The organism is Pseudomonas sp. SIMBA_067, assembly GCF_046534675.1.
Lineage (GTDB): Bacteria > Pseudomonadota > Gammaproteobacteria > Pseudomonadales > Pseudomonadaceae > Aquipseudomonas > Aquipseudomonas putida.
The window spans coordinates 295,119-314,574 of record NZ_JAWRYH010000003.1 but is presented as its reverse complement, the minus strand read 5'-3'; the positions used below and the strand labels follow the sequence as shown (position 1 = coordinate 314,574).

Here is a 19,456-nt window from a genome sequence, read left to right as displayed (position 1 = left end):
ATACGCCCGTGAATGCCCATGTTTTCAAACCCGATATGCCGCCACCGGTGAAAACCGTCGGCGTGCTCGCATGGATGCGTGCCAATCTGTTCTCCAGCTGGCACAACACGCTGTTGACCCTGCTCGCCATCTACCTGGTATGGCTGATCGTGCCACCGCTGCTGCAGTGGGCGTTGATCGACGCCAACTGGGTCGGCACCACCCGCGCCGACTGCACCAAGGAGGGCGCCTGCTGGGTGTTCGTGCAGCAGCGCTTTGGCCAGTTCATGTACGGCTACTACCCGGCCGAGCTGCGCTGGCGGGTGGACCTGACGGTGTGGCTTGCCGTCATCGGCGCTGCGCCGCTGTTCATCAAGCGCTTCCCGCGCAAGGCCTTCTACGGCCTGGGCTTCCTGGTGCTGTACCCGATACTGGCCTACACCCTGCTGCACGGTGGGTACCTGGGCCTGGAAAGCGTACCGACAAGCCAGTGGGGCGGGTTGATGCTGACCCTGGTGATCGCCACCGTGGGTATTGTCGGCGCCTTGCCGCTGGGCATCCTGCTGGCCCTGGGCCGGCGTTCGAGGATGCCGGCCGTGAAGGTGGTGTGCGTGACCTTCATCGAGTTCTGGCGCGGCGTGCCGTTGATTACCGTGCTGTTCATGTCGTCGGTGATGCTGCCGTTGTTCCTGCCCGAAGGCATGAGCTTCGACAAGCTGCTGCGGGCAATGATCGGCGTGATCCTGTTCCAGTCGGCGTATATCGCCGAGGTGGTGCGCGGCGGTCTGCAGGCCATCCCCAAGGGCCAGTACGAAGCCGCTGCGGCCATGGGCCTGGGCTACTGGCGCTCGATGGGCCTGGTGATTCTGCCGCAGGCGCTCAAGCTGGTGATCCCCGGCATCGTCAACACCTTCATTGCCTTGTTCAAGGACACCAGCCTGGTGATCATCATCGGCCTGTTCGACCTGCTGAACAGCGTCAAGCAAGCTGCCGCCGACCCGGCCTGGCTGGGCATGGCTACCGAGGGCTATGTGTTCGCCGCCCTGGTGTTCTGGATTTTCTGTTTCGGTATGTCCCGCTACTCCATGCACCTGGAGCGCAAGCTGGACACTGGCCACAAGCGTTAGGAGTTTCGAAATGAGTGAAGCGATCAAGCAGCCTGCCGGCCCCGAAGGCATCATCCAGATGCAGGGTGTGAACAAGTGGTACGGCCAGTTCCATGTGCTCAAGGACATCAACCTGAACGTGCGCCAGGGCGAGCGCATCGTGCTGTGCGGGCCGTCCGGCTCGGGCAAGTCCACCACCATCCGTTGCCTCAACCGCCTGGAAGAGCACCAGCAGGGGCGTATCGTGGTCGATGGCGTCGAGCTGACCAACGACCTCAAGCAGATCGAGGCCATCCGCCGCGAAGTGGGCATGGTGTTCCAGCACTTCAACCTGTTCCCGCACCTGAGCATTCTGGAAAACTGCACCCTGGCGCCCATGTGGGTGCGCAAGATGCCGCGGCGCAAGGCCGAGGAAATTGCCATGCATTATCTGGAGCGTGTGCGTATTCCCGAGCAGGCACACAAGTACCCGGGGCAGTTGTCGGGTGGCCAGCAGCAGCGTGTGGCCATTGCCCGTGCGCTGTGCATGAAGCCGAAGATCATGCTGTTCGACGAGCCGACCTCGGCGCTGGACCCGGAAATGGTCAAGGAAGTGCTCGATACCATGGTGGGCCTGGCCGAAGACGGCATGACCATGCTCTGCGTGACCCACGAGATGGGCTTTGCCCGCACCGTGGCGAACCGGGTGATCTTCATGGACAAGGGGGAGATCGTGGAGCAGGCGGCGCCGGATGACTTCTTCGACCGGCCGCGCAGTGACCGGACCAGGTTGTTCCTGAGCCAGATCCTGCATTGAGGCAACTGGTGCTGCACTATTGAGGGGGCTGTCGCGGTCCCTGTAGGAGCGGCCTTGTGCCGCGAAAGGGCCGCGCAGCGGCCCCAGGGTTTCAGCTTCGCCGCTGATATGGCTGGGGCCGCCATGCGGCCCTTTCGCGGCACAAGGCCGCTTCTACACGGGAGGGTTACTTTTCTTCTTGCGTTGCAGCCGGCGCCGGCGGCGGCCGCAGCCCCACCTCGGCAATCAGCTTCAGCTGCTGCCCATTGCGCATCACCTCGATGGTGATCTTGTCGGTGGGCTTGATCCGCGCCACCTGGTTCATCGACTTGCGCCCGTCACCGGCCGGTTCGCCGTTGATGCTCAGGATCACGTCACCCAGTTGCAACCCGGCCTTGGCCGCCGGCCCTTCGCGGAAGATACCGGCCACCACGATACCCGGGCGGTCCTTCATGCCGAACGATTCGGCCAGTTCCTGGCTCAGCGGCTGCACCTCGATGCCCAGCCAGCCACGGATCACCTGGCCGTGCTCGACGATCGACTTCATCACCTCCAGTGCCAGTTTCACCGGGATGGCGAAGCCGATGCCCTGCGAACCGCCGGACTTGGAGAAGATCGCGGTGTTGATGCCGACCAGGTTGCCACTGGCATCGACCAGTGCGCCGCCCGAGTTGCCGGGGTTGATCGCTGCGTCGGTCTGGATGAAGTCTTCGTAGTTGTTCAGGCCCAGCTGGTTACGGCCGGTGGCACTGATGATGCCCATGGTCACGGTTTGGCCGACCCCGAACGGGTTGCCGATGGCCAGCGACACGTCGCCGATGTGGATGGTGTCGGAACGGCCGATGGTGATCGCCGGCAGGTTCTTCAGGTCGATCTTCAGCACCGCCAGGTCGGTTTCCGGGTCGCTGCCGATCACGCGGGCCAGGGTTTCGCGGCCATCTTTCAGGGCCACGACGATCTGGTCGGCGCCGCTGGTGACATGGTTGTTGGTCAGCAGGTAGCCCTCGGGGCTCATGATCACCGCCGAGCCCAGGCTCGATTCCCAACGGCGTTGCTTGGGCAGGTTGTCGCCGAAGAAACGGCGGAACTGCGGGTCTTCGAACAGCGGATGGGCGCTTTTGTTCACCACTTTGGTGGTGTACAGGTTGACCACGGCGGGGGCGGCCAGTGTCACGGCGTCGGCATACGACACCGGGCCCTGCATGATCCGCGTGGTCTGCGGTGCCTGTTGCAGGTTGACGTCCTGGCTGGGCAGGCCTACCCACTCCGGGAAGCGCTGGATGATCAGCATGGCGATCAGTACGCCGGTTAGCAGGGGCCAGCCAAAGTAACGCAAAGCCTTGAACATGAACGAATCCTGGAAAGAGCGAGGGCCAGTGGCCGCGCAGTGGGGCATGAGCGCGCGCGATCATACACCGGTTCCCCCAGTGCCGGCGACGGCCCATAATGGCCGGCATTATACGGGCGTTCCATTGGCGTTGCGCCCGAGAAAAGCGCAGTTTTCGAGGAGATTTTCATGGCCGTCGCTCTAAACATCCTGGTCGAGGAAGCCGAGCGTTACCTGGGCAGCGCGAAGATCCAGGATTATTGCCCCAATGGCCTGCAAGTGGAGGGCCGGCCGCAGGTCAGTCGTATCGTCAGCGGCGTTACTGCCAGCCAGGCGTTGCTGGATGCTGCGGTCGAGGCCCAGGCCGACCTGGTGCTGGTGCACCATGGTTACTTCTGGAAGGGTGAGAACCCGTGCATTACCGGTATCCGCCAGCGTCGCCTGAAAACCTTGCTGAACAACGACATCAGCCTGCTGGCGTTTCACCTGCCTCTGGATGTGCATCCGGAGGTAGGCAACAACGTGCAGTTGGCGCGGCAACTGGACATCACCGTCGAAGGCCCGCTGGACCCGGAGAACCCCAAGGTGGTGGGGTTGGTCGGCTCACTGGCTGAACCTGTGACTGCGCGCGATTTTGCCCGGCGGGTTCAGGAAGTGCTGGGGCGTGAGCCGTTGCTGGTGGACGGCGAGCAGATGATCCGCAGGGTCGGCTGGTGCACCGGTGGCGGGCAGGGTTACATCGACACGGCGATTGCCGCCGGGGTGGACCTGTACCTGACCGGCGAGGCGTCGGAGCAGACCTACCACAGCGCGCGCGAGAATGGCGTCAGCTTCATTGCTGCCGGGCACCATGCCACCGAGCGTTACGGGGTGCAGGCGCTGGGCGATTACCTTGCGCGGCGGTTTGCCGTGGAGCACCTGTTCATCGATTGCCCCAATCCCATTTGAGGCTTTCGGAGTTGCATGCGGTTCGTTGTAGGAGCAGCCTTGTGCTGCGAAGGGTCGACGCAGGCAATAGATCCCTATCTGCTGTACCGGCCTCTTCGCAGCACAAGGCTGCTCCTGCAGGGCTCGGTGCTGGGCAGGCAGAGCCCAAACCCGCAGTCATATCGTTAGACCTTTTCGATCTAGCCCGCCTCCTAAATAGAAGCAGCCGCTGTGATAAAGTGGCTCGCTCGAACACGGCCCGCAGGCCGTCCATAAGATCGTTTTTCGTGAGTAGCCATGGTCGACAAACTGACGCACTTGAAACAGCTGGAGGCGGAAAGCATCCACATTATCCGCGAGGTGGCCGCCGAGTTCGACAACCCGGTGATGCTGTACTCGATCGGCAAGGATTCCGCCGTGATGCTGCACCTGGCGCGCAAGGCCTTCTTCCCGGGCAAGCTGCCGTTCCCGGTGATGCACGTCGACACCCAGTGGAAATTCCAGGAGATGTACAGCTTCCGCGACAAGATGGTCGAGGAAATGGGCCTGGAACTGATCACCCACGTCAACCCTGAGGGTGTGGCGCAGGGCATCAACCCGTTCACCCATGGCAGCTCCAAGCACACCGACATCATGAAGACCCAGGGCTTGAAGCAGGCACTGGACAAGCATGGTTTCGACGCCGCCTTCGGTGGCGCGCGCCGCGACGAAGAGAAGTCGCGGGCCAAAGAGCGTGTGTATTCGTTCCGCGACAGCAAGCACCGCTGGGACCCGAAAAACCAGCGCCCCGAGCTGTGGAACGTTTACAACGGCAAGGTCAACAAGGGCGAGTCGATCCGCGTCTTCCCGCTGTCGAACTGGACCGAGCTGGACATCTGGCAGTACATCTACCTTGAAGGCATCCCGATCGTGCCGCTGTACTTCGCCGCCGAGCGTGAAGTCATCGAGAAGAACGGCACCCTGATCATGATCGACGACGAGCGCATCCTCGAGCACCTTTCCGAGGAAGAGAAGGCCCGTATCGTCAAGAAGAAGGTGCGTTTCCGTACCCTCGGTTGCTACCCGTTGACGGGTGCTGTCGAGTCGGAAGCAGAAACGCTGACCGACATCATTCAGGAAATGCTCCTGACGCGCACTTCCGAGCGCCAGGGCCGGGTCATCGACCACGATGGCGCCGGTTCCATGGAAGACAAAAAACGTCAGGGCTACTTCTAATTTTCAGGGTTACTCCATGTCGCACCAATCCGATTTGATCAGCGAAGACATCCTCGCTTATCTGGCTCAGCACGAGCGCAAAGAACTGCTGCGTTTCCTCACCTGCGGCAACGTGGATGACGGCAAGAGCACCCTGATCGGGCGCCTGCTGCACGATTCGAAGATGATCTACGAGGACCACCTCGAAGCCATCACCCGTGATTCGAAGAAAGTCGGCACCACCGGCGAAGAAATCGACCTGGCATTGCTGGTCGACGGCCTGCAGGCCGAGCGTGAGCAGGGCATCACCATCGATGTCGCCTACCGCTACTTCTCCACCGCCAAGCGCAAGTTCATCATCGCCGACACCCCGGGCCACGAGCAGTACACCCGCAACATGGCCACCGGTGCGTCCACCTGCGACCTGGCGATCATCCTGGTCGATGCCCGCTACGGCGTGCAGACCCAGACCCGTCGCCACAGCTACATTGCCTCGCTGCTGGGCATCAAGCACATCGTGGTCGCAATCAACAAGATGGACCTGAAGGGCTTCGATGAAGGCGTATTCGAGTCGATCAAGGCCGACTACCTGAAGTTTGCCGAAGCCATCAACCTGACCCCGAGCAGCCTGCACTTCGTTCCAATGTCGGCGCTCAAGGGCGACAACGTGGTCAACCATAGCGAGCGTTCGCCGTGGTACACCGGCCCGACGCTGATGGAAATCCTCGAAACTGTCGAGGTTGCGGCCGACCGCAACTTCACCGACCTGCGCTTCCCGGTGCAGTACGTGAACCGCCCGAACCTGAACTTCCGCGGCTTCGCCGGCACCATTGCCAGTGGCGTAGTGCACAAGGGTGACGAAATCGTCGTGCTGCCGTCGGGCAAGAGCAGCCGCGTCAAGTCCATCGTCACCTACGAAGGTGAACTGGAAAACGCCGGCCCAGGCCAGGCCGTGACCCTGACCATGGAAGACGAGATCGACATCTCCCGTGGCGACCTGCTGGTACATGCCGACAACGTACCGCCGGTGACCGACCAGTTCGATGCCATGCTGGTGTGGATGGCCGAAGAGCCAATGCTCCCGGGCAAGAAGTACGACATCAAGCGCGCCACCAGCTATGTGCCGGGCTCGATTGCCAGCATCACCCACAAAGTCGATGTGAACACCCTGGAGCAGGGCGCTGCCAGCGCACTGCAACTGAACGAGATTGGCCGCGTGAAGGTTGCGCTGGACGCCTCGATCGCCCTGGACGGCTACGACAGCAACCGCACCACCGGTGCGTTCATTGTGATCGACCGCCTGACCAACGGCACCGTCGGCGCCGGCATGATCATCGCTCCGCCTGTTCTGCCACACGGCAGCACCGGCCAGCATGGCAAGCAGGCCCACGTGTCTACCGAAGAGCGCGCCCTGCGCTTCGGCCAGCAGCCAGCCACCGTGCTGTTCAGCGGCCTGTCCGGCGCTGGCAAGAGCACCTTGGCCTATGCCGTGGAGCGCAAGCTGTTCGACATGGGCCGTGCGGTATACGTGCTCGACGGCCAGAACCTGCGCCACGACCTGAACAAGGGTTTGCCGCAAGACCGCGCCGGTCGCACCGAAAACTGGCGCCGCGCCGCCCATGTGGCGCGCCAGTTCAACGAAGCCGGCCTGCTGACCCTGGCTGCGTTCGTGGCCCCGGATGCCGAAGGCCGCGAACAGGCCAAGGCCCTGATCGGCAAAGAGCGCCTGGTGACCGTTTACGTCCAGGCCTCGCCGCTGGCTTGCCGCGAGCGCGACCCGCAAGGCCTGTACGCTGCCGGTGGCGAAAACATCCCGGGCGAAAGCTTCCCGTTCGATGTGCCGCTGGATGCAGACCTTGTGATCGACACCCAGGCCACTAGCGTGGACGAAGGTGTGAAACTGGTGCTGGACGTACTGCGCCAGCGTGGCGCTATCTAAGCGCTGGCCAGCAGGAAAAACCCCGCTTCGGCGGGGTTTTTTTATTTCTCGCTCCCGCAGGTGCTGCGTATCCGGTTCAGATATGTTTTTCCGACACCGGAATCACCCGCCGCTCCTTCACCGCCTTGTAGGAAAAACTCGAATAGATCTCCTTCACCCCCGGCAGCCGCTGCAGCACTTCGCGGGTGAACTCCCCGAACGACTCCAGGTCCCGGGCCAGGATCTCCAGCAAAAAGTCATAGCGCCCGGAGATGTTGTGGCAGGCCACGATTTCGGGGATTTCCATAAGCCGCTGCTCAAACGCCAGCGCCATGTCCTTGGTGTGCGAGTCCATCATGATGCTGACGAACGCGGTCACGCCAAACCCTAGCGACTTGGGCGAGAGGATGGCCTGGTAGCCAGTGATATAGCCGTTGTCTTCCAGCAGCTTGACCCGGCGCCAGCAGGGCGAGGTGGTCAATGCCACCTGGTCGGCAAGTTCGGCGACGGTGAGGCGGGCGTTGTCCTGCAAGGCGGCGAGCAGGGCGCGGTCGGTGCGGTCGAGGCTTGAAGGCATGTTTTGCCCTCCTGGTCCGTTAATTGTTGTTTTTGTTCCAGCAAGCACGCAGATGCGTGGGCTATTTTGGAAAAAATCGGGCAGCTCGGTGGCATAAGCTTATAACAAACCACAAGAGGCTGTTGCCATGCGCGGCTCCCATAACAACACCGGTTTTTCCACACGGGCCATTCACCATGGCTACGACCCGCTTTCCCACGGTGGTGCCCTGGTGCCGCCGGTGTACCAGACCGCTACCTATGCCTTCCCGACTGTCGAATACGGCGCTGCGTGCTTCGCCGGGGAGAAGGCGGGGCACTTCTATAGCCGCATCTCCAACCCCACCTTGGCCTTGCTCGAGCAACGCATGGCCTCGCTGGAGGGTGGTGAGGCGGGATTGGCGCTGGCGTCGGGGATGGGGGCCATTACTTCGACGCTCTGGACCCTGCTGCGGCCTGGTGATGAGCTGATCGTGGGGCGCACCTTGTATGGCTGCACCTTTGCGTTCCTGCACCATGGCATTGGCGAGTTCGGGGTCAAGATCCACCATGTCGACCTTAACGATGCCAAGGCACTGAAAGCGGCGATCAACAGCAAAACGCGGATGATCTACTTCGAAACACCGGCCAACCCCAACATGCAACTGGTGGATATAGCGGCGGTCGTCGAGGCGGTGCGGGGGAGTGATGTGCTTGTGGTGGTCGACAACACCTACTGCACGCCCTACCTGCAGCGGCCACTGGAACTGGGGGCGGACCTGGTGGTGCATTCGGCGACCAAGTACCTCAGTGGCCATGGGGACATCACCGCAGGCCTGGTGGTGGGGCGCAAGGCGCTGGTCGACCGGATTCGCCTTGAAGGGCTCAAAGACATGACCGGGGCTGTGCTGTCGCCGCATGACGCTTCGCTATTGATGCGCGGTATCAAGACCTTGGCTCTGCGCATGGACCGCCACTGCGCCAATGCGTTGCAGGTTGCGCAGTTTCTGGCTCGGCAGCCGCAGGTGGAGCTGATTCACTACCCAGGGTTGCCGTCGTTTGCCCAGTACGAACTGGCACAGCGGCAGATGCGTCTGCCGGGCGGGATGATTGCCTTTGAGCTCAAGGGGGGGATAGAGGCAGGGCGGCGTTTCATGAATGCGCTGCAGCTTTTTGCCCGGGCAGTGAGCCTGGGGGATGCGGAGTCGCTGGCTCAGCACCCGGCGAGCATGACGCACTCCAGTTACACGCCACAAGAGCGGGCGCATCACGGGATATCAGAGGGGCTGGTGAGGTTGTCAGTGGGGCTGGAGGATGTGGAGGACCTGCTGGCAGATATCGAGGTGGCGTTGAAGGCGTGTGCATGACCTTGCCTTGCAGGATCGGGAATACTTGCCCAATGCCTTACGGGATCAGGCGATGGCACTTTGGATGAGCTGGTGAATTGGCCGGCTTATCCAAGAGGAGTTTGACAATGAGCGTATTCCCGAAATACATCGACCTGTTCATTTGCCGCAGTGGCGGTGACGATGATGAAGGTGGCCAGTCCTGGCGCAAGCCTTGATCTGAACTGGGAACCCCGCACTGGCGGGGTTCTCTTGGCGATTCAAAGCACAAAAAAGGCCTCTTGCGAGGCCTTTTTCATGTTCAGCAGATCAACGCTTGAGCCCGTAGCTCTCATCGAGCATGCCCGGCGAATTTGGCGCTTTTGGCGCATAGTCGCGCGGCACTTCGGCGGTGTCTTTCGGTGGGGTCAGGCGGTCACGCGGGCCTTGCGGCGCTTCGGAATGCAGTGCAGCCAGCAGGCGCTGGCGAGTGACTTCATCGAGGGCCAGGCTGTTGGCGCCTTCGGCCAGGTGATCCTGTACGTCCTGGTAGCTCTGGGTCAGTTTCTTGACCAGCATGGCGGTGCTGTTGAAGTGGGTGACCACTTCGTTCTGGTAGCTGTCGAAGCGCTTCTGGATGTCATCCAGTTGGCGCTGGGTGTTGCTCGGCGCCGCGTTGGGCAGCAGGCGGGCAACAATGAAACCGACCGCCACACCGATGACCAGGGCCAGGGTTGGCAACAACCAAACAAGGAGCGAGAGTTCCACGAGTCCTTCCTCTATAAACGGCTTTGCTTTACGTTAACGGCTCAGACCTGCGCTGTATACCGCGAGCGATCGCAAATCAGAACAGAATTCCTCACCTAGACGAATCGACCCTTCCCGAGGTCACGGAGTAGTGCCTTGCTTGTCCGCGAAACCCCCTTGTTCATCGATGGCCCCAGCGGCCAGCTGGAAGCCTTGTACCTGGACGTGGCCGATGCCCGTGGCGCGGTGCTGATCTGCCACCCCAACCCGGTCCAGGGCGGCACCATGCTCAACAAGGTGGTCTCGACCCTGCAACGCACCGCCCGCGATGCCGGCTATGTGACCCTGCGTTTCAACTACCGTGGCGTCGGCCAGAGCGCCGGTAGCCATGACATGGGGGCCGGCGAAGTGGCCGATGCCGAGGCCGCCGCCGCCTGGCTGCGTGCCAGGCACCCCGACCTGCCACTGGTGCTGATGGGCTTCTCGTTCGGCGGTTTCGTTGCCACCAGCCTGGCCGGCCGCCTGGAAGCCGCCGGGGTAAGGCTGCAACAATTGTTCATGATTGCCCCGGCAGTCATGCGCCTGACGGCCGAATTCCCGCTGCCACAGCACTGCCCGATCACCGTGGTGCAGCCAGATGCCGACGAAGTGGTCGCGCCGCAGTTGGTTTACGAATGGTCCGATAGCCTGTCGCGCCCCCATGAGCTGCTGAAAGTGGCAGAATGCGGACACTTCTTCCATGGCAAGCTGACCGATCTGAAGGATCTGCTGCTGCCGCGCCTTTCGAACTGAGCCAAGCCTGAATAAGCGAACACCCATGACCACGCGCATTCTTACCGGTATCACCACCACCGGCACTCCGCACCTGGGCAACTACGCCGGCGCCATTCGCCCTGCGATCCGTGCCAGCCAGCAGCCCGGTGCCGACTCGTTCTACTTCCTGGCCGACTACCACGCCTTGATCAAGTGCGACGACCCGCTGCGTATCCAGCGTTCGCGCCTGGAGATAGCCGCCACCTGGCTGGCTGGTGGCCTGGACCCGGACAAGGTGACCTTCTACCGCCAGTCCGACATCCCGGAAATCCCCGAGCTGACCTGGCTGCTGACCTGCGTTGCCGCCAAGGGCCTGCTGAACCGCGCGCATGCCTACAAGGCCTCGGTGGACAAGAACGTCGAGAACGGCGAAGACCCGGACGCCGGCGTGACCATGGGCCTGTTCAGCTACCCGGTACTGATGGCCGCCGACATCCTGATGTTCAACGCCCACAAGGTGCCGGTCGGCCGTGACCAGATCCAGCACGTGGAAATGGCCCGCGACATCGGCCAGCGCTTCAACCACCTGTTCGGCCAGGGCCGGGACTTCTTCGCCCTGCCGGAGGCGGTGATCGAGGAAAGCGTGGCCACGTTGCCAGGCCTGGACGGGCGCAAGATGTCCAAGAGCTATGACAACACCATCCCGTTGTTTACCAGCGCCAAGGACATGAAGGACGCCATCTCGCGCATCGTCACTGACTCGCGCGCGCCAGGCGAAGCGAAAGACCCGGACAATTCGCACCTGTTCACCCTGTACCAGGCCTTCTCGACGCCGCAGCAATGCGCCGAATTCCGCGAAGAGCTGCTGCAGGGCCTGGGCTGGGGCGATGCCAAGCAGCGCCTGTTCCAGCTGCTGGATGGCCAATTGGCCGAAAAACGCGAGTACTACCACCAGTTGATCGCCCGCCCGGCGGACCTGGAAGACATCCTGCTGGCCGGCGCCGCCAAGGCACGCAAGATTGCCACGCCGTTCCTCGAGCAACTGCGCGAAGCCGTTGGCCTGCGTTCGTTCCGTAGCGGTGTGCAAGCCGGCACCGAGGTGAAGAAGAAGGCCGCCAAGAGCGCACGCTTCGTCAGCTTCCGCGACGAAGACGGCAGCTTCCGCTTCCGCCTGCTGGCCGCTGACGGCGAGCAACTGCTGCTGTCGCGCAGCTTCGCCGACGGCAAGAGCGCCGGCGCCGTGAGCAAGCAGCTTCAGCAGGGTGGCGAGGCTGATGTACGGGTCGAAGGCTTGAGCTTCGGCCTGTGGCTCAATGGCGAGCAGGTTGCCGACGGGCCGCAGTTCGACAGCGCCCAAGCCCGTGATGCGGCCATTCAAAGCCTGCGTGATGCCCTGGCACCACAGCAGGACTGAGGCATATTGACGCAAGTCTGATTGCCATTAAGCGGGCCTGTCGCTACAGTGACGGCCCGTTTTTTGTTGCCTCGCTAACGAATCATGACTCCCTTAGAACGCTATCAAGCAGATCTGAAACGTCCCGACTTCTTCCATGACGCGGCGCAGGAAACTGCGGTGCGTCACCTGCAGCGCCTGTACGACGACCTGGTACAGGCGCAGAACAACAAGCCGGGCGTGTTTGGCAAGCTGTTCGGCAAGAAGGAGCAGACCCCGGTCAAGGGCCTGTACTTCTGGGGTGGGGTAGGGCGAGGCAAGACCTACCTGGTCGATACCTTCTACGAAGCGCTGCCGTTCAAGCAGAAGATGCGTACGCACTTCCACCGCTTCATGAAGCGTGTGCACGAGGAAATGAAAACCCTCAAGGGCGAGAAGAACCCGCTGACCATCATCGCCAAGCGCTTCAGCGACGAAGCCAGGGTGATCTGCTTCGACGAATTCTTCGTGTCGGACATTACCGACGCCATGATCCTCGGCACCCTGATGGAAGAGCTGTTCAAGAACGGCGTGTCGCTTGTAGCCACCTCCAACATCGTGCCGGACGGCCTGTACAAGGACGGCCTGCAACGCGCACGCTTCCTGCCTGCCATTGCCATGATCAAGCAGTTCACCGACGTGGTGAACGTTGACAGTGGGGTCGACTACCGCCTGCGTCACCTGGAGCAGGCCGAACTGTTCCACTACCCGCTCAACGATGCGGCGCACCAGAGCATGCGCGCCAGCTTCAAGGCGCTGACGCCTGAGTGCACCCAGGCGGTCGAGAACGATGTGCTGATGATCGAGAACCGTCCGATCAATGCCCTGCGCACCTGTGACGATGTCGCCTGGTTCGACTTCCGCGCCCTGTGCGATGGGCCGCGCAGCCAGAACGACTACATCGAACTGGGCAAGATCTTCCATGCCGTGCTGTTGAGCAATGTGGAGCAGATGGGTGTCGCCACCGACGACATCGCCCGTCGTTTCATCAACATGGTGGACGAGTTCTACGACCGCAACGTCAAGCTGATCATCTCGGCCGAGGTGGAGCTCAAAGACCTGTACACCGGCGGGCGCCTGAGCTTCGAGTTCCAGCGCACCCTGAGCCGGTTGCTGGAGATGCAGTCGCACGAATTCCTGTCGCGCGCGCACAAGCCATAAGAACCTGGGGCCGCTTTGCGGCCCATTCGCGGCACAAGGCCGCTCCTGCAAGAGATCGCGTACCCGCATGGAATCGCGTTCCCCTGTAGGAGCGGCCTTGTGCCGCGAATTGGGCTGCAAAGCAGCCCCATGGCGCTCAAGCCTCTTGCATGAACTGCTGCCGATACTGGTTCGGCGACAGCTCGGTGTGCTGACGGAAAAGCCGCGCAAAGAAACTGGCATCGTCATAGCCAACTTCGTAGCTGATGGTCTTGATGCTCTTGCGCGTGCTCGACAGCAACCCCTTGGCGGTCTCGATCCGCAGCCGTTGCAGGTAGTGCAGCGGCTTGTCACCTGTCGCGCCCTGGAAGCGGCGCATGAAGTTGCGGATGCTCATGCCGTGGTTGCGGGCCACATCCTCGAAGCGGAACTTGTCGGCGAAGTGTTCCTCCAGCCAATGCTGGATCTGCAGAATGATCAGGTCCTGATGCAGCTTCTGCCCGCCAAAGCCCATGCGCCCCGGGGTGTAGTTGCGCTGCACTTCGTAGAGGATGTCGCGGGCCGCGGCGCGGGCCACATTTGCGCCGCAGAAGCGCTCGATCAGGTAGATGTACAGGTCGCAGGCCGAAGTGGCGCCGCCGGCGCAATAGATATTGTCGGCGTCGGTCAGGTGCTTGTCCTGGTTCAGCCGGATCTTCGGAAAGCGTTCGGCAAAGCTGGTGAAGAAGCGCCAGTAGGTCGTCGCCTCCTTGCCATCGAGCAGGCCGGATTCGGCCAGCCAGAACACACCACTGGCCTCGGCGCACAGCACCGCACCGCGGGCATGCTGTTCACGCAGCCATGGCAGCACCTGTGGATAACGTTGCAGGAGGTTGTCGAAATCGTCCCAGTAGGCCGGGAGGATGATCACATCGGCGTCGTCCAGGCCGCCGTCGACCGGTAGCTGAACATTACTGAAGCTGTCCACGGGCTGGCCGTCGGGGCTCACCAGGTGGATCTCGAACATGGGCTGCAAGCCCAGGCCCAGCTGCTTGCTGTAACGCAGGCTGGCGAGATGGAAGAAATCCTTGGCCTGCATCAAGGTCGAAGCAAACACCTTGTCAATGGCCAGGATGCTGACGCGCCGCAGCGACGCGGAGGGTTGGGTAAACATCATTGTCATTGTTCTTATAGGGTAGAGTGGTCAATCACCGGCTGGATCGTCTTATTTTTTGGCGATTGTGTCTACCCCGTGTAACAGCGGGGCCGCGAAGCGGCCCCTTTCAGCTCAAGGCGCCGGGTTCGGCTGCTCCTGGTGAATCGCCTCGATTGCTGCCAGCAACTCATCGCTCAGGCTCAGGTCAAGGCTCGCCAGGTTGCTGTCCAGCTGCTGCAGGCTGGTCGCGCCAATGATGTTGCTGGTCACGAACGGCTGCCGGGTGACGAACGCCAGGGCCATCTGCGCCGGGTCCAGGCCGTGCTCGCGGGCCAGTTGCACGTACCGGCTGCAGGCTGCCACGGTCTGCGGGTTTGAATAGCGGGCAAAGCGGCTGAACAGGGTCAGGCGCGCGTTGCCCGGCCGTGCGCCGTTCTCGTACTTGCCCGAGAGCATGCCGAACGCCAGCGGCGAATAGGCCAGCAGGCCGCACTGCTCGCGGATGGCCACTTCCGCCAGGCCCACCTCGAAGCTGCGGTTTAGCAGGTTGTACGGGTTCTGGATCGACACCGCCCGCGGCCAGCCTCGGCTTTCGGCCAGTTGCAGGAACTTCATGGTGCCCCACGGCGTTTCGTTGGACAGGCCGATGTGGCGGATCTTGCCCGCCCGCACCTGCTCGTCGAGTACTTCGAGGGTTTCTTCCAGCGGAGTGAAGTGGTCCTGGGGCAGGTGCTGGTAGCCCAGCTTGCCGAAGAAGTTGGTGCTGCGTTCCGGCCAGTGCAGCTGGTACAGGTCGATACGGTCGGTCTGCAGGCGCTTCAGGCTCTCCTCCAGGGCCGCGACGATGTGCTGGCGGTTGTGCTTGAGCTGGCCGTCGCGGATGTGGCTGATGCCGTTGCCAGGGCCTGCAACCTTGCTGGCCAGCACCCAGTCGTCGCGATCACCGTTGTCACGGAACCAGTTGCCGATGATGCGCTCGGTGGCTGCGTAGGTTTCCGGGCGGGGCGGCACCGGGTACATCTCGGCGGTGTCGATGAAGTTGATCCCGGCGGCCTTGGCCCGGGCAATCTGTTCGAAGGCTTCGGCCTGAACGTTCTGTTCGCCCCAGGTCATGGTGCCCAGGCACAGGGCGCTGACATTGAGGTCGGTACGGCCGAGCTGGCGGTATTCCATCGGTTAGACACTCCTTGGCAATAGATACCTATCAAAGCAGGTTGAAATTTTTCTCGCAATCTGGATAATTCAGCCCCTCTCCGCGTGGCGGAAGTGATGCACCATCACGCAGGAAGAACCCCGTCGAACATTGGCGTGCCCGACCCGAGCCCCCAAAAGCGTCTGTGTTCGGCTGCGCGCTTGCTCTTGGCAACGTGTGCACTATCCAGTAAGATTCGCCGTCTATTTTTCGCTGGGCGGCCTCTGAGGCTTTAGAGAATGAAAACTTTTACTGCTAAACCGGAAACAGTAAAGCGCGAGTGGTTCGTAGTCGACGCCGCTGGCCAGACCCTGGGTCGTCTGGCTACTGAAATCGCTACCCGTCTGCGTGGCAAACACAAACCAGAATACACCCCTCACGTTGACACCGGTGACTACATCGTCGTTATCAACGCCGAGCAGGTTCGTGTGACTGGTGCCAAGTCTTCCGACAAAATGTACTACTCCCACTCCGGCTTCCCGGGCGGTATCAAGGAAATCAACTTCGAGAAGTTGATCGCCAAGGCCCCTGAGCGTGTTATCGAAACCGCGGTCAAAGGCATGCTGCCTAAGAACCCGCTGGGTCGCGACATGTACCGCAAGCTGAAAGTGTACGCGGGTGCTGCTCACCCACACACTGCTCAGCAGCCTCAAGAACTGAAGATCTAACGGGATAGTTCATTATGTCGGCGACTCAAAATTACGGCACTGGCCGTCGCAAGACCGCAACCGCTCGCGTATTCCTGCGTCCGGGTACTGGTAACATCTCCATCAACAACCGTTCTCTGGACGTGTTCTTCGGTCGCGAAACCGCTCGCATGGTTGTTCGCCAGCCACTCGAGCTGACCGAAACCGTTGAGAAGTTCGACATCTACGTCACCGTTTCCGGTGGTGGTGTCAGCGGTCAAGCCGGTGCGATCCGTCACGGTATCACCCGCGCTCTGATGGAATACGACGAAACCCTGCGTGGCGCTCTGCGTCGTGCTGGCTACGTCACCCGCGACGCTCGTGAAGTCGAGCGTAAGAAAGTGGGTCTGCGTAAAGCGCGTAAGCGTCCTCAGTACTCCAAGCGTTAATACCGCTTCGGCAGTCGAAAAAAGCCCGGTTCCTTGGAACCGGGCTTTTTTTTTGGCTTGAACTAACCTGTCAGCATGTCAGTGGCCGCTTGTCGCATAGACGCAGATCAAGCAAAGCGCGGGTTGTCGCCCATGTCGGGGTAATCACCTTGTCAGTGTGTGGATTTGTTTCTTACCATGACGGCCAAATTTTAGTGCCATTGACACAACCTAAGTACGAGCCTGATTCAACAGGCCAAGCAAGCTGATGGGAGAGGACTGAATGAGCAATGACGGCGTCAACGCAGGCCGGCGCCGCTTCCTCGTAGCCGCGACATCCGTGGTCGGGGCGGCGGGGGCAGTGGGGGCTGCGGTACCGTTCGTGGGGTCATGGTTTCCCAGTGCCAAGGCGAAAGCCGCGGGTGCACCGGTGAAGGTCAATATCGCCAAGGTCGAGGCCGGGCAGCAGATGGTGGCCGAATGGCGTGGTCAGCCGGTATTCATCGTGCGGCGAACGCAGGAAATCCTCGGCAACCTGAAAAAAATCACGGGTGACCTGTCTGATCCCGAGTCCAAGGCCTCGGTGCAGCCGACCTACGTCGACCCTGAGGTTCGCTCGATCAAGCCGGAAATCCTCATTCTCGTCGGACTGTGCACGCATCTGGGCTGTTCGCCCACCTTCCGCCCGGAAGTTGCGCCTGCTGACCTTGGTCCGAAGTGGGTGGGTGGCTATTTCTGCCCGTGCCACGGTTCCCACTACGACCTGGCTGGCCGTGTCTACAAGTCGCAGCCGGCACCTCTCAACCTGCCAGTGCCGCCGCACTCTTACGAGACGGACGACATCATTGTCATCGGCGTCGATCAGGAGAACGCATGATGAGCAAGTTCATGGACTGGATTGATGCTCGCTTCCCCGCCACCAAGATGTGGGAAGACCACCTGAGCAAGTATTACGCGCCCAAGAACTTCAACTTCCTGTACTTCTTCGGCTCCCTGGCATTGCTGGTGCTGGTCAATCAGATCGTCACCGGTGTGTGGCTGACCATGAGCTTCACGCCCTCGGCGGAAGAGGCGTTCGCCTCGGTCGAGTACATCATGCGTGACGTGGAATACGGCTGGATCCTGCGCTACCTGCACTCCACCGGTGCGTCTGCGTTCTTCATCGTGGTCTACCTGCACATGTTCCGCGGCCTGCTCTATGGCTCCTACCAGAAGCCGCGCGAGCTGGTCTGGTTGTTCGGCATGCTGATCTACCTGGCGCTGATGGCCGAAGCCTTCATGGGCTACCTGCTGCCGTGGGGCCAGATGTCGTACTGGGGTGCCCAGGTGATCATCTCGCTGTTCGGTGCCATTCCGGTGATCGGTGACGATCTCACCCAGTGGATCCGTGGTGACTACCTGATTTCGGGCATCACCCTGAACCGCTTCTTCGCCCTGCATGTGGTCGCCCTGCCAATCGTGATTCTTGGCCTGGTAGTGCTGCACATTCTTGCCCTGCACGAAGTGGGTTCGAACAACCCCGATGGTGTCGACATCAAGAAGAAAAAGGACGAAAACGGCATTCCGCTGGACGGCATTCCGTTCCACCCGTACTACACCGTCAAGGATATCGTCGGCGTGGTGGTGTTCCTCTTCGTGTTCTGCGCCGTGGTGTTCTTCTTCCCGGAAATGGGCGGTTACTTCCTGGAAAAACCGAACTTTGAGCAGGCCAACGCCTTCAAGACGCCTGAGCACATCGCACCGGTGTGGTACTTCACACCGTTCTACGCAATCTTGCGGGCGGTGCCTGACAAGCTGATGGGCGTCATTGCCATGGGCGCGGCCATCGCCGTGCTGTTCGTACTGCCCTGGCTCGACCGCAGCCCGGTGCGTTCCATGCGTTACAAGGGCTGGATCAGCAAGGTCTTCCTGCTGGTGTTCTGCGTGGCCTTCGTCATCCTCGGCGTGCTGGGCGTACTGGCGCCGACACCTGGGCGTACCTTGCTGTCGCAGGTGTGCACGGTGTTGTACTTCGCCTACTTCCTGCTAATGCCGTTCTACACAAGGCTTGAGAAGACCAAACCGGTTCCGGAAAGGGTGACTGGCTGATGAAAAAGTTTATTGCAGTATTTTTGCTGGCAGTGATGCCTGCCTTTTCCTTCGCTGCCGAACACGGCCTGGAGCTGGACAAGGCCGATATCGACCTGACCGACAAGGCCGCCATGCAGGACGGTGCGCGCACCTTTGCCAACTATTGCATGGGCTGCCACAGTGCCAAGTTCCAGCGTTACGAGCGGGTGGCCGATGACCTGGGTATCCCCCACGAGCTGATGCTCGAAAAGCTGGTGTTCACCGGTGCCAAGATCGGTGACCACATGCAGATCGGCATGAAGCCCAGTGACGCCAAGACCTGGTTCGGTGCCGCGCCGCCCGACCTGACCCTGGTCGCCCGTGTGCGGGGTACCGACTGGCTGTACACCTATCTGCGCAGCTTCTACGAGGACCCATCGCGGCCTTACGGGGTGAACAACAAGGTGTTCCCGAACGTGGGCATGCCTAACGTGCTGGTTGGCTTGCAGGGTAACCAGGTGATTGGCTGCAAGCAGGTGCAGACGGTAATCGATGGCAAGAAGCAATTCGACCCGTTGACCGGCAGCCCGATCACCCACGAAGCCTGTGACCAGCTGACCATCACGCCGAAATCCGGTACCCTGACCACCGAGCAGTTCGACGAGAAGGTCAAGAACCTGGTGACCTTCCTGGCCTATTCGGCCAACCCGGTCAAACTGGAAAGCCAGCGCATTGGTACCTACGTGTTGCTGTACCTGGCTTTCTTCTTCGTATTCGCCTATTTGCTCAAGCGTGAATACTGGAAGGACGTGCACTGATCACGCAGTAGTTTCTGGTTGTTGAACGCGCCTGGGGCGCCCTGGCAGTTT

At 61.3% G+C, this 19,456-nt stretch carries 19 protein-coding genes; 14 read left to right on the top strand and 5 right to left on the bottom strand.

Annotated features, from left to right (window positions below; genetic code table 11):
* Positions 1-8 precede the first annotated feature (8 nt).
* A complete protein-coding gene (locus SB765_RS09880; RefSeq protein ID WP_341796725.1) occupies positions 9-1,106 on the top strand; it encodes an amino acid ABC transporter permease in 1,098 nt (365 codons plus the stop codon).
* Positions 1,107-1,116: 10 nt separating this feature from the next.
* Complete coding sequence (locus SB765_RS09875) at positions 1,117-1,881, top strand: amino acid ABC transporter ATP-binding protein (protein ID WP_016498022.1); 765 nt, start codon at positions 1,117-1,119, stop codon at positions 1,879-1,881.
* Between the two features lie 166 nt (positions 1,882-2,047).
* Here the strand turns inward: SB765_RS09875 and algW are convergent, their stop codons facing one another.
* Positions 2,048-3,208, bottom strand: a complete 1,161-nt coding sequence (gene algW, locus SB765_RS09870; protein ID WP_063422316.1) for a Do family serine endopeptidase AlgW — start codon at positions 3,206-3,208, stop codon at positions 2,048-2,050.
* Positions 3,209-3,376: 168 nt separating this feature from the next.
* On the opposite strand from algW, the gene SB765_RS09865 reads away from it, so the two are divergent.
* From SB765_RS09865 to cysN, 3 genes are all read left to right on the top strand, one after another.
* A complete protein-coding gene (locus SB765_RS09865; RefSeq protein WP_049274848.1) occupies positions 3,377-4,135 on the top strand; it encodes a Nif3-like dinuclear metal center hexameric protein in 759 nt (252 codons plus the stop codon).
* Between the two features lie 276 nt (positions 4,136-4,411).
* A complete protein-coding gene (cysD, locus tag SB765_RS09860; protein WP_003251799.1) occupies positions 4,412-5,329 on the top strand; it encodes a sulfate adenylyltransferase subunit CysD in 918 nt (305 codons plus the stop codon).
* Positions 5,330-5,345: 16 nt separating this feature from the next.
* The gene (gene cysN / locus SB765_RS09855; RefSeq protein WP_341796724.1) at positions 5,346-7,247 is read left to right on the top strand and encodes a sulfate adenylyltransferase subunit CysN; all 1,902 of its coding nucleotides are present in this window, start codon (positions 5,346-5,348) and stop codon (positions 7,245-7,247) included.
* Between the two features lie 76 nt (positions 7,248-7,323).
* Here cysN and SB765_RS09850 read toward each other — a convergent pair whose 3' ends face one another.
* Positions 7,324-7,803: an Lrp/AsnC family transcriptional regulator gene (locus tag SB765_RS09850; RefSeq protein WP_016498026.1), complete on the bottom strand. Its 480-nt coding sequence runs from the start codon at positions 7,801-7,803 to the stop codon at positions 7,324-7,326.
* Between the two features lie 127 nt (positions 7,804-7,930).
* On the opposite strand from SB765_RS09850, the gene SB765_RS09845 reads away from it, so the two are divergent.
* Entirely contained in the window at positions 7,931-9,127 is a 1,197-nt protein-coding gene (locus SB765_RS09845; protein WP_410931244.1) for a methionine gamma-lyase, read from the top strand.
* Positions 9,128-9,415: 288 nt separating this feature from the next.
* On the opposite strand, the gene SB765_RS09840 is transcribed toward SB765_RS09845, so the two are convergent.
* A complete protein-coding gene (locus SB765_RS09840) occupies positions 9,416-9,853 on the bottom strand; it encodes a YhcB family protein (RefSeq protein WP_016488987.1) in 438 nt (145 codons plus the stop codon).
* 135 nt (positions 9,854-9,988) lie between these two features.
* Between SB765_RS09840 and SB765_RS09835 the strand changes: the two genes are divergently transcribed.
* The 3 genes from SB765_RS09835 (at position 9,989) to zapE (ending at position 13,178) form a co-directional block, all read left to right on the top strand.
* Entirely contained in the window at positions 9,989-10,624 is a 636-nt protein-coding gene (locus tag SB765_RS09835; RefSeq protein ID WP_410931243.1) for an alpha/beta hydrolase, read from the top strand.
* 25 nt (positions 10,625-10,649) lie between these two features.
* Positions 10,650-11,999, top strand: coding sequence for a tryptophan--tRNA ligase (locus SB765_RS09830; RefSeq protein WP_341796721.1), 1,350 nt, complete (start codon positions 10,650-10,652; stop codon positions 11,997-11,999).
* A gap of 84 nt (positions 12,000-12,083) precedes the next feature.
* On the top strand, positions 12,084-13,178 hold the full coding sequence (gene zapE / locus SB765_RS09825) for a cell division protein ZapE (RefSeq protein WP_016498030.1): 1,095 nt from the start codon (positions 12,084-12,086) through the stop codon (positions 13,176-13,178).
* A 136-nt stretch (positions 13,179-13,314) separates the two neighbouring features.
* Here the strand turns inward: zapE and SB765_RS09820 are convergent, their stop codons facing one another.
* Both SB765_RS09820 and SB765_RS09815 read right to left on the bottom strand, forming a co-directional pair.
* Complete coding sequence (locus SB765_RS09820; RefSeq protein WP_341798924.1) at positions 13,315-14,235, bottom strand: GlxA family transcriptional regulator; 921 nt, start codon at positions 14,233-14,235, stop codon at positions 13,315-13,317.
* A 189-nt stretch (positions 14,236-14,424) separates the two neighbouring features.
* Complete coding sequence (locus SB765_RS09815; protein WP_341796720.1) at positions 14,425-15,465, bottom strand: NADP(H)-dependent aldo-keto reductase; 1,041 nt, start codon at positions 15,463-15,465, stop codon at positions 14,425-14,427.
* 258 nt (positions 15,466-15,723) lie between these two features.
* On the opposite strand from SB765_RS09815, the gene rplM reads away from it, so the two are divergent.
* The 5 genes from rplM (at position 15,724) to SB765_RS09790 (ending at position 19,405) form a co-directional block, all read left to right on the top strand.
* Positions 15,724-16,152: a 50S ribosomal protein L13 gene (gene rplM, locus SB765_RS09810; protein WP_003251819.1), complete on the top strand. Its 429-nt coding sequence runs from the start codon at positions 15,724-15,726 to the stop codon at positions 16,150-16,152.
* 14 nt (positions 16,153-16,166) lie between these two features.
* The gene (gene rpsI, locus SB765_RS09805; RefSeq protein ID WP_003260797.1) at positions 16,167-16,559 is read left to right on the top strand and encodes a 30S ribosomal protein S9; all 393 of its coding nucleotides are present in this window, start codon (positions 16,167-16,169) and stop codon (positions 16,557-16,559) included.
* A 262-nt stretch (positions 16,560-16,821) separates the two neighbouring features.
* The gene (petA, locus tag SB765_RS09800; protein WP_016498033.1) at positions 16,822-17,415 is read left to right on the top strand and encodes a ubiquinol-cytochrome c reductase iron-sulfur subunit; all 594 of its coding nucleotides are present in this window, start codon (positions 16,822-16,824) and stop codon (positions 17,413-17,415) included.
* On the top strand, positions 17,415-18,626 hold the full coding sequence (locus SB765_RS09795; RefSeq protein WP_003251825.1) for a cytochrome b: 1,212 nt from the start codon (positions 17,415-17,417) through the stop codon (positions 18,624-18,626). The genes petA and SB765_RS09795 overlap by 1 nt, the downstream gene beginning before the upstream one ends.
* The gene (locus tag SB765_RS09790; RefSeq protein ID WP_341796719.1) at positions 18,626-19,405 is read left to right on the top strand and encodes a cytochrome c1; all 780 of its coding nucleotides are present in this window, start codon (positions 18,626-18,628) and stop codon (positions 19,403-19,405) included. The genes SB765_RS09795 and SB765_RS09790 overlap by 1 nt, the downstream gene beginning before the upstream one ends.
* The last annotated feature ends 51 nt before the right edge of the window (positions 19,406-19,456 follow it).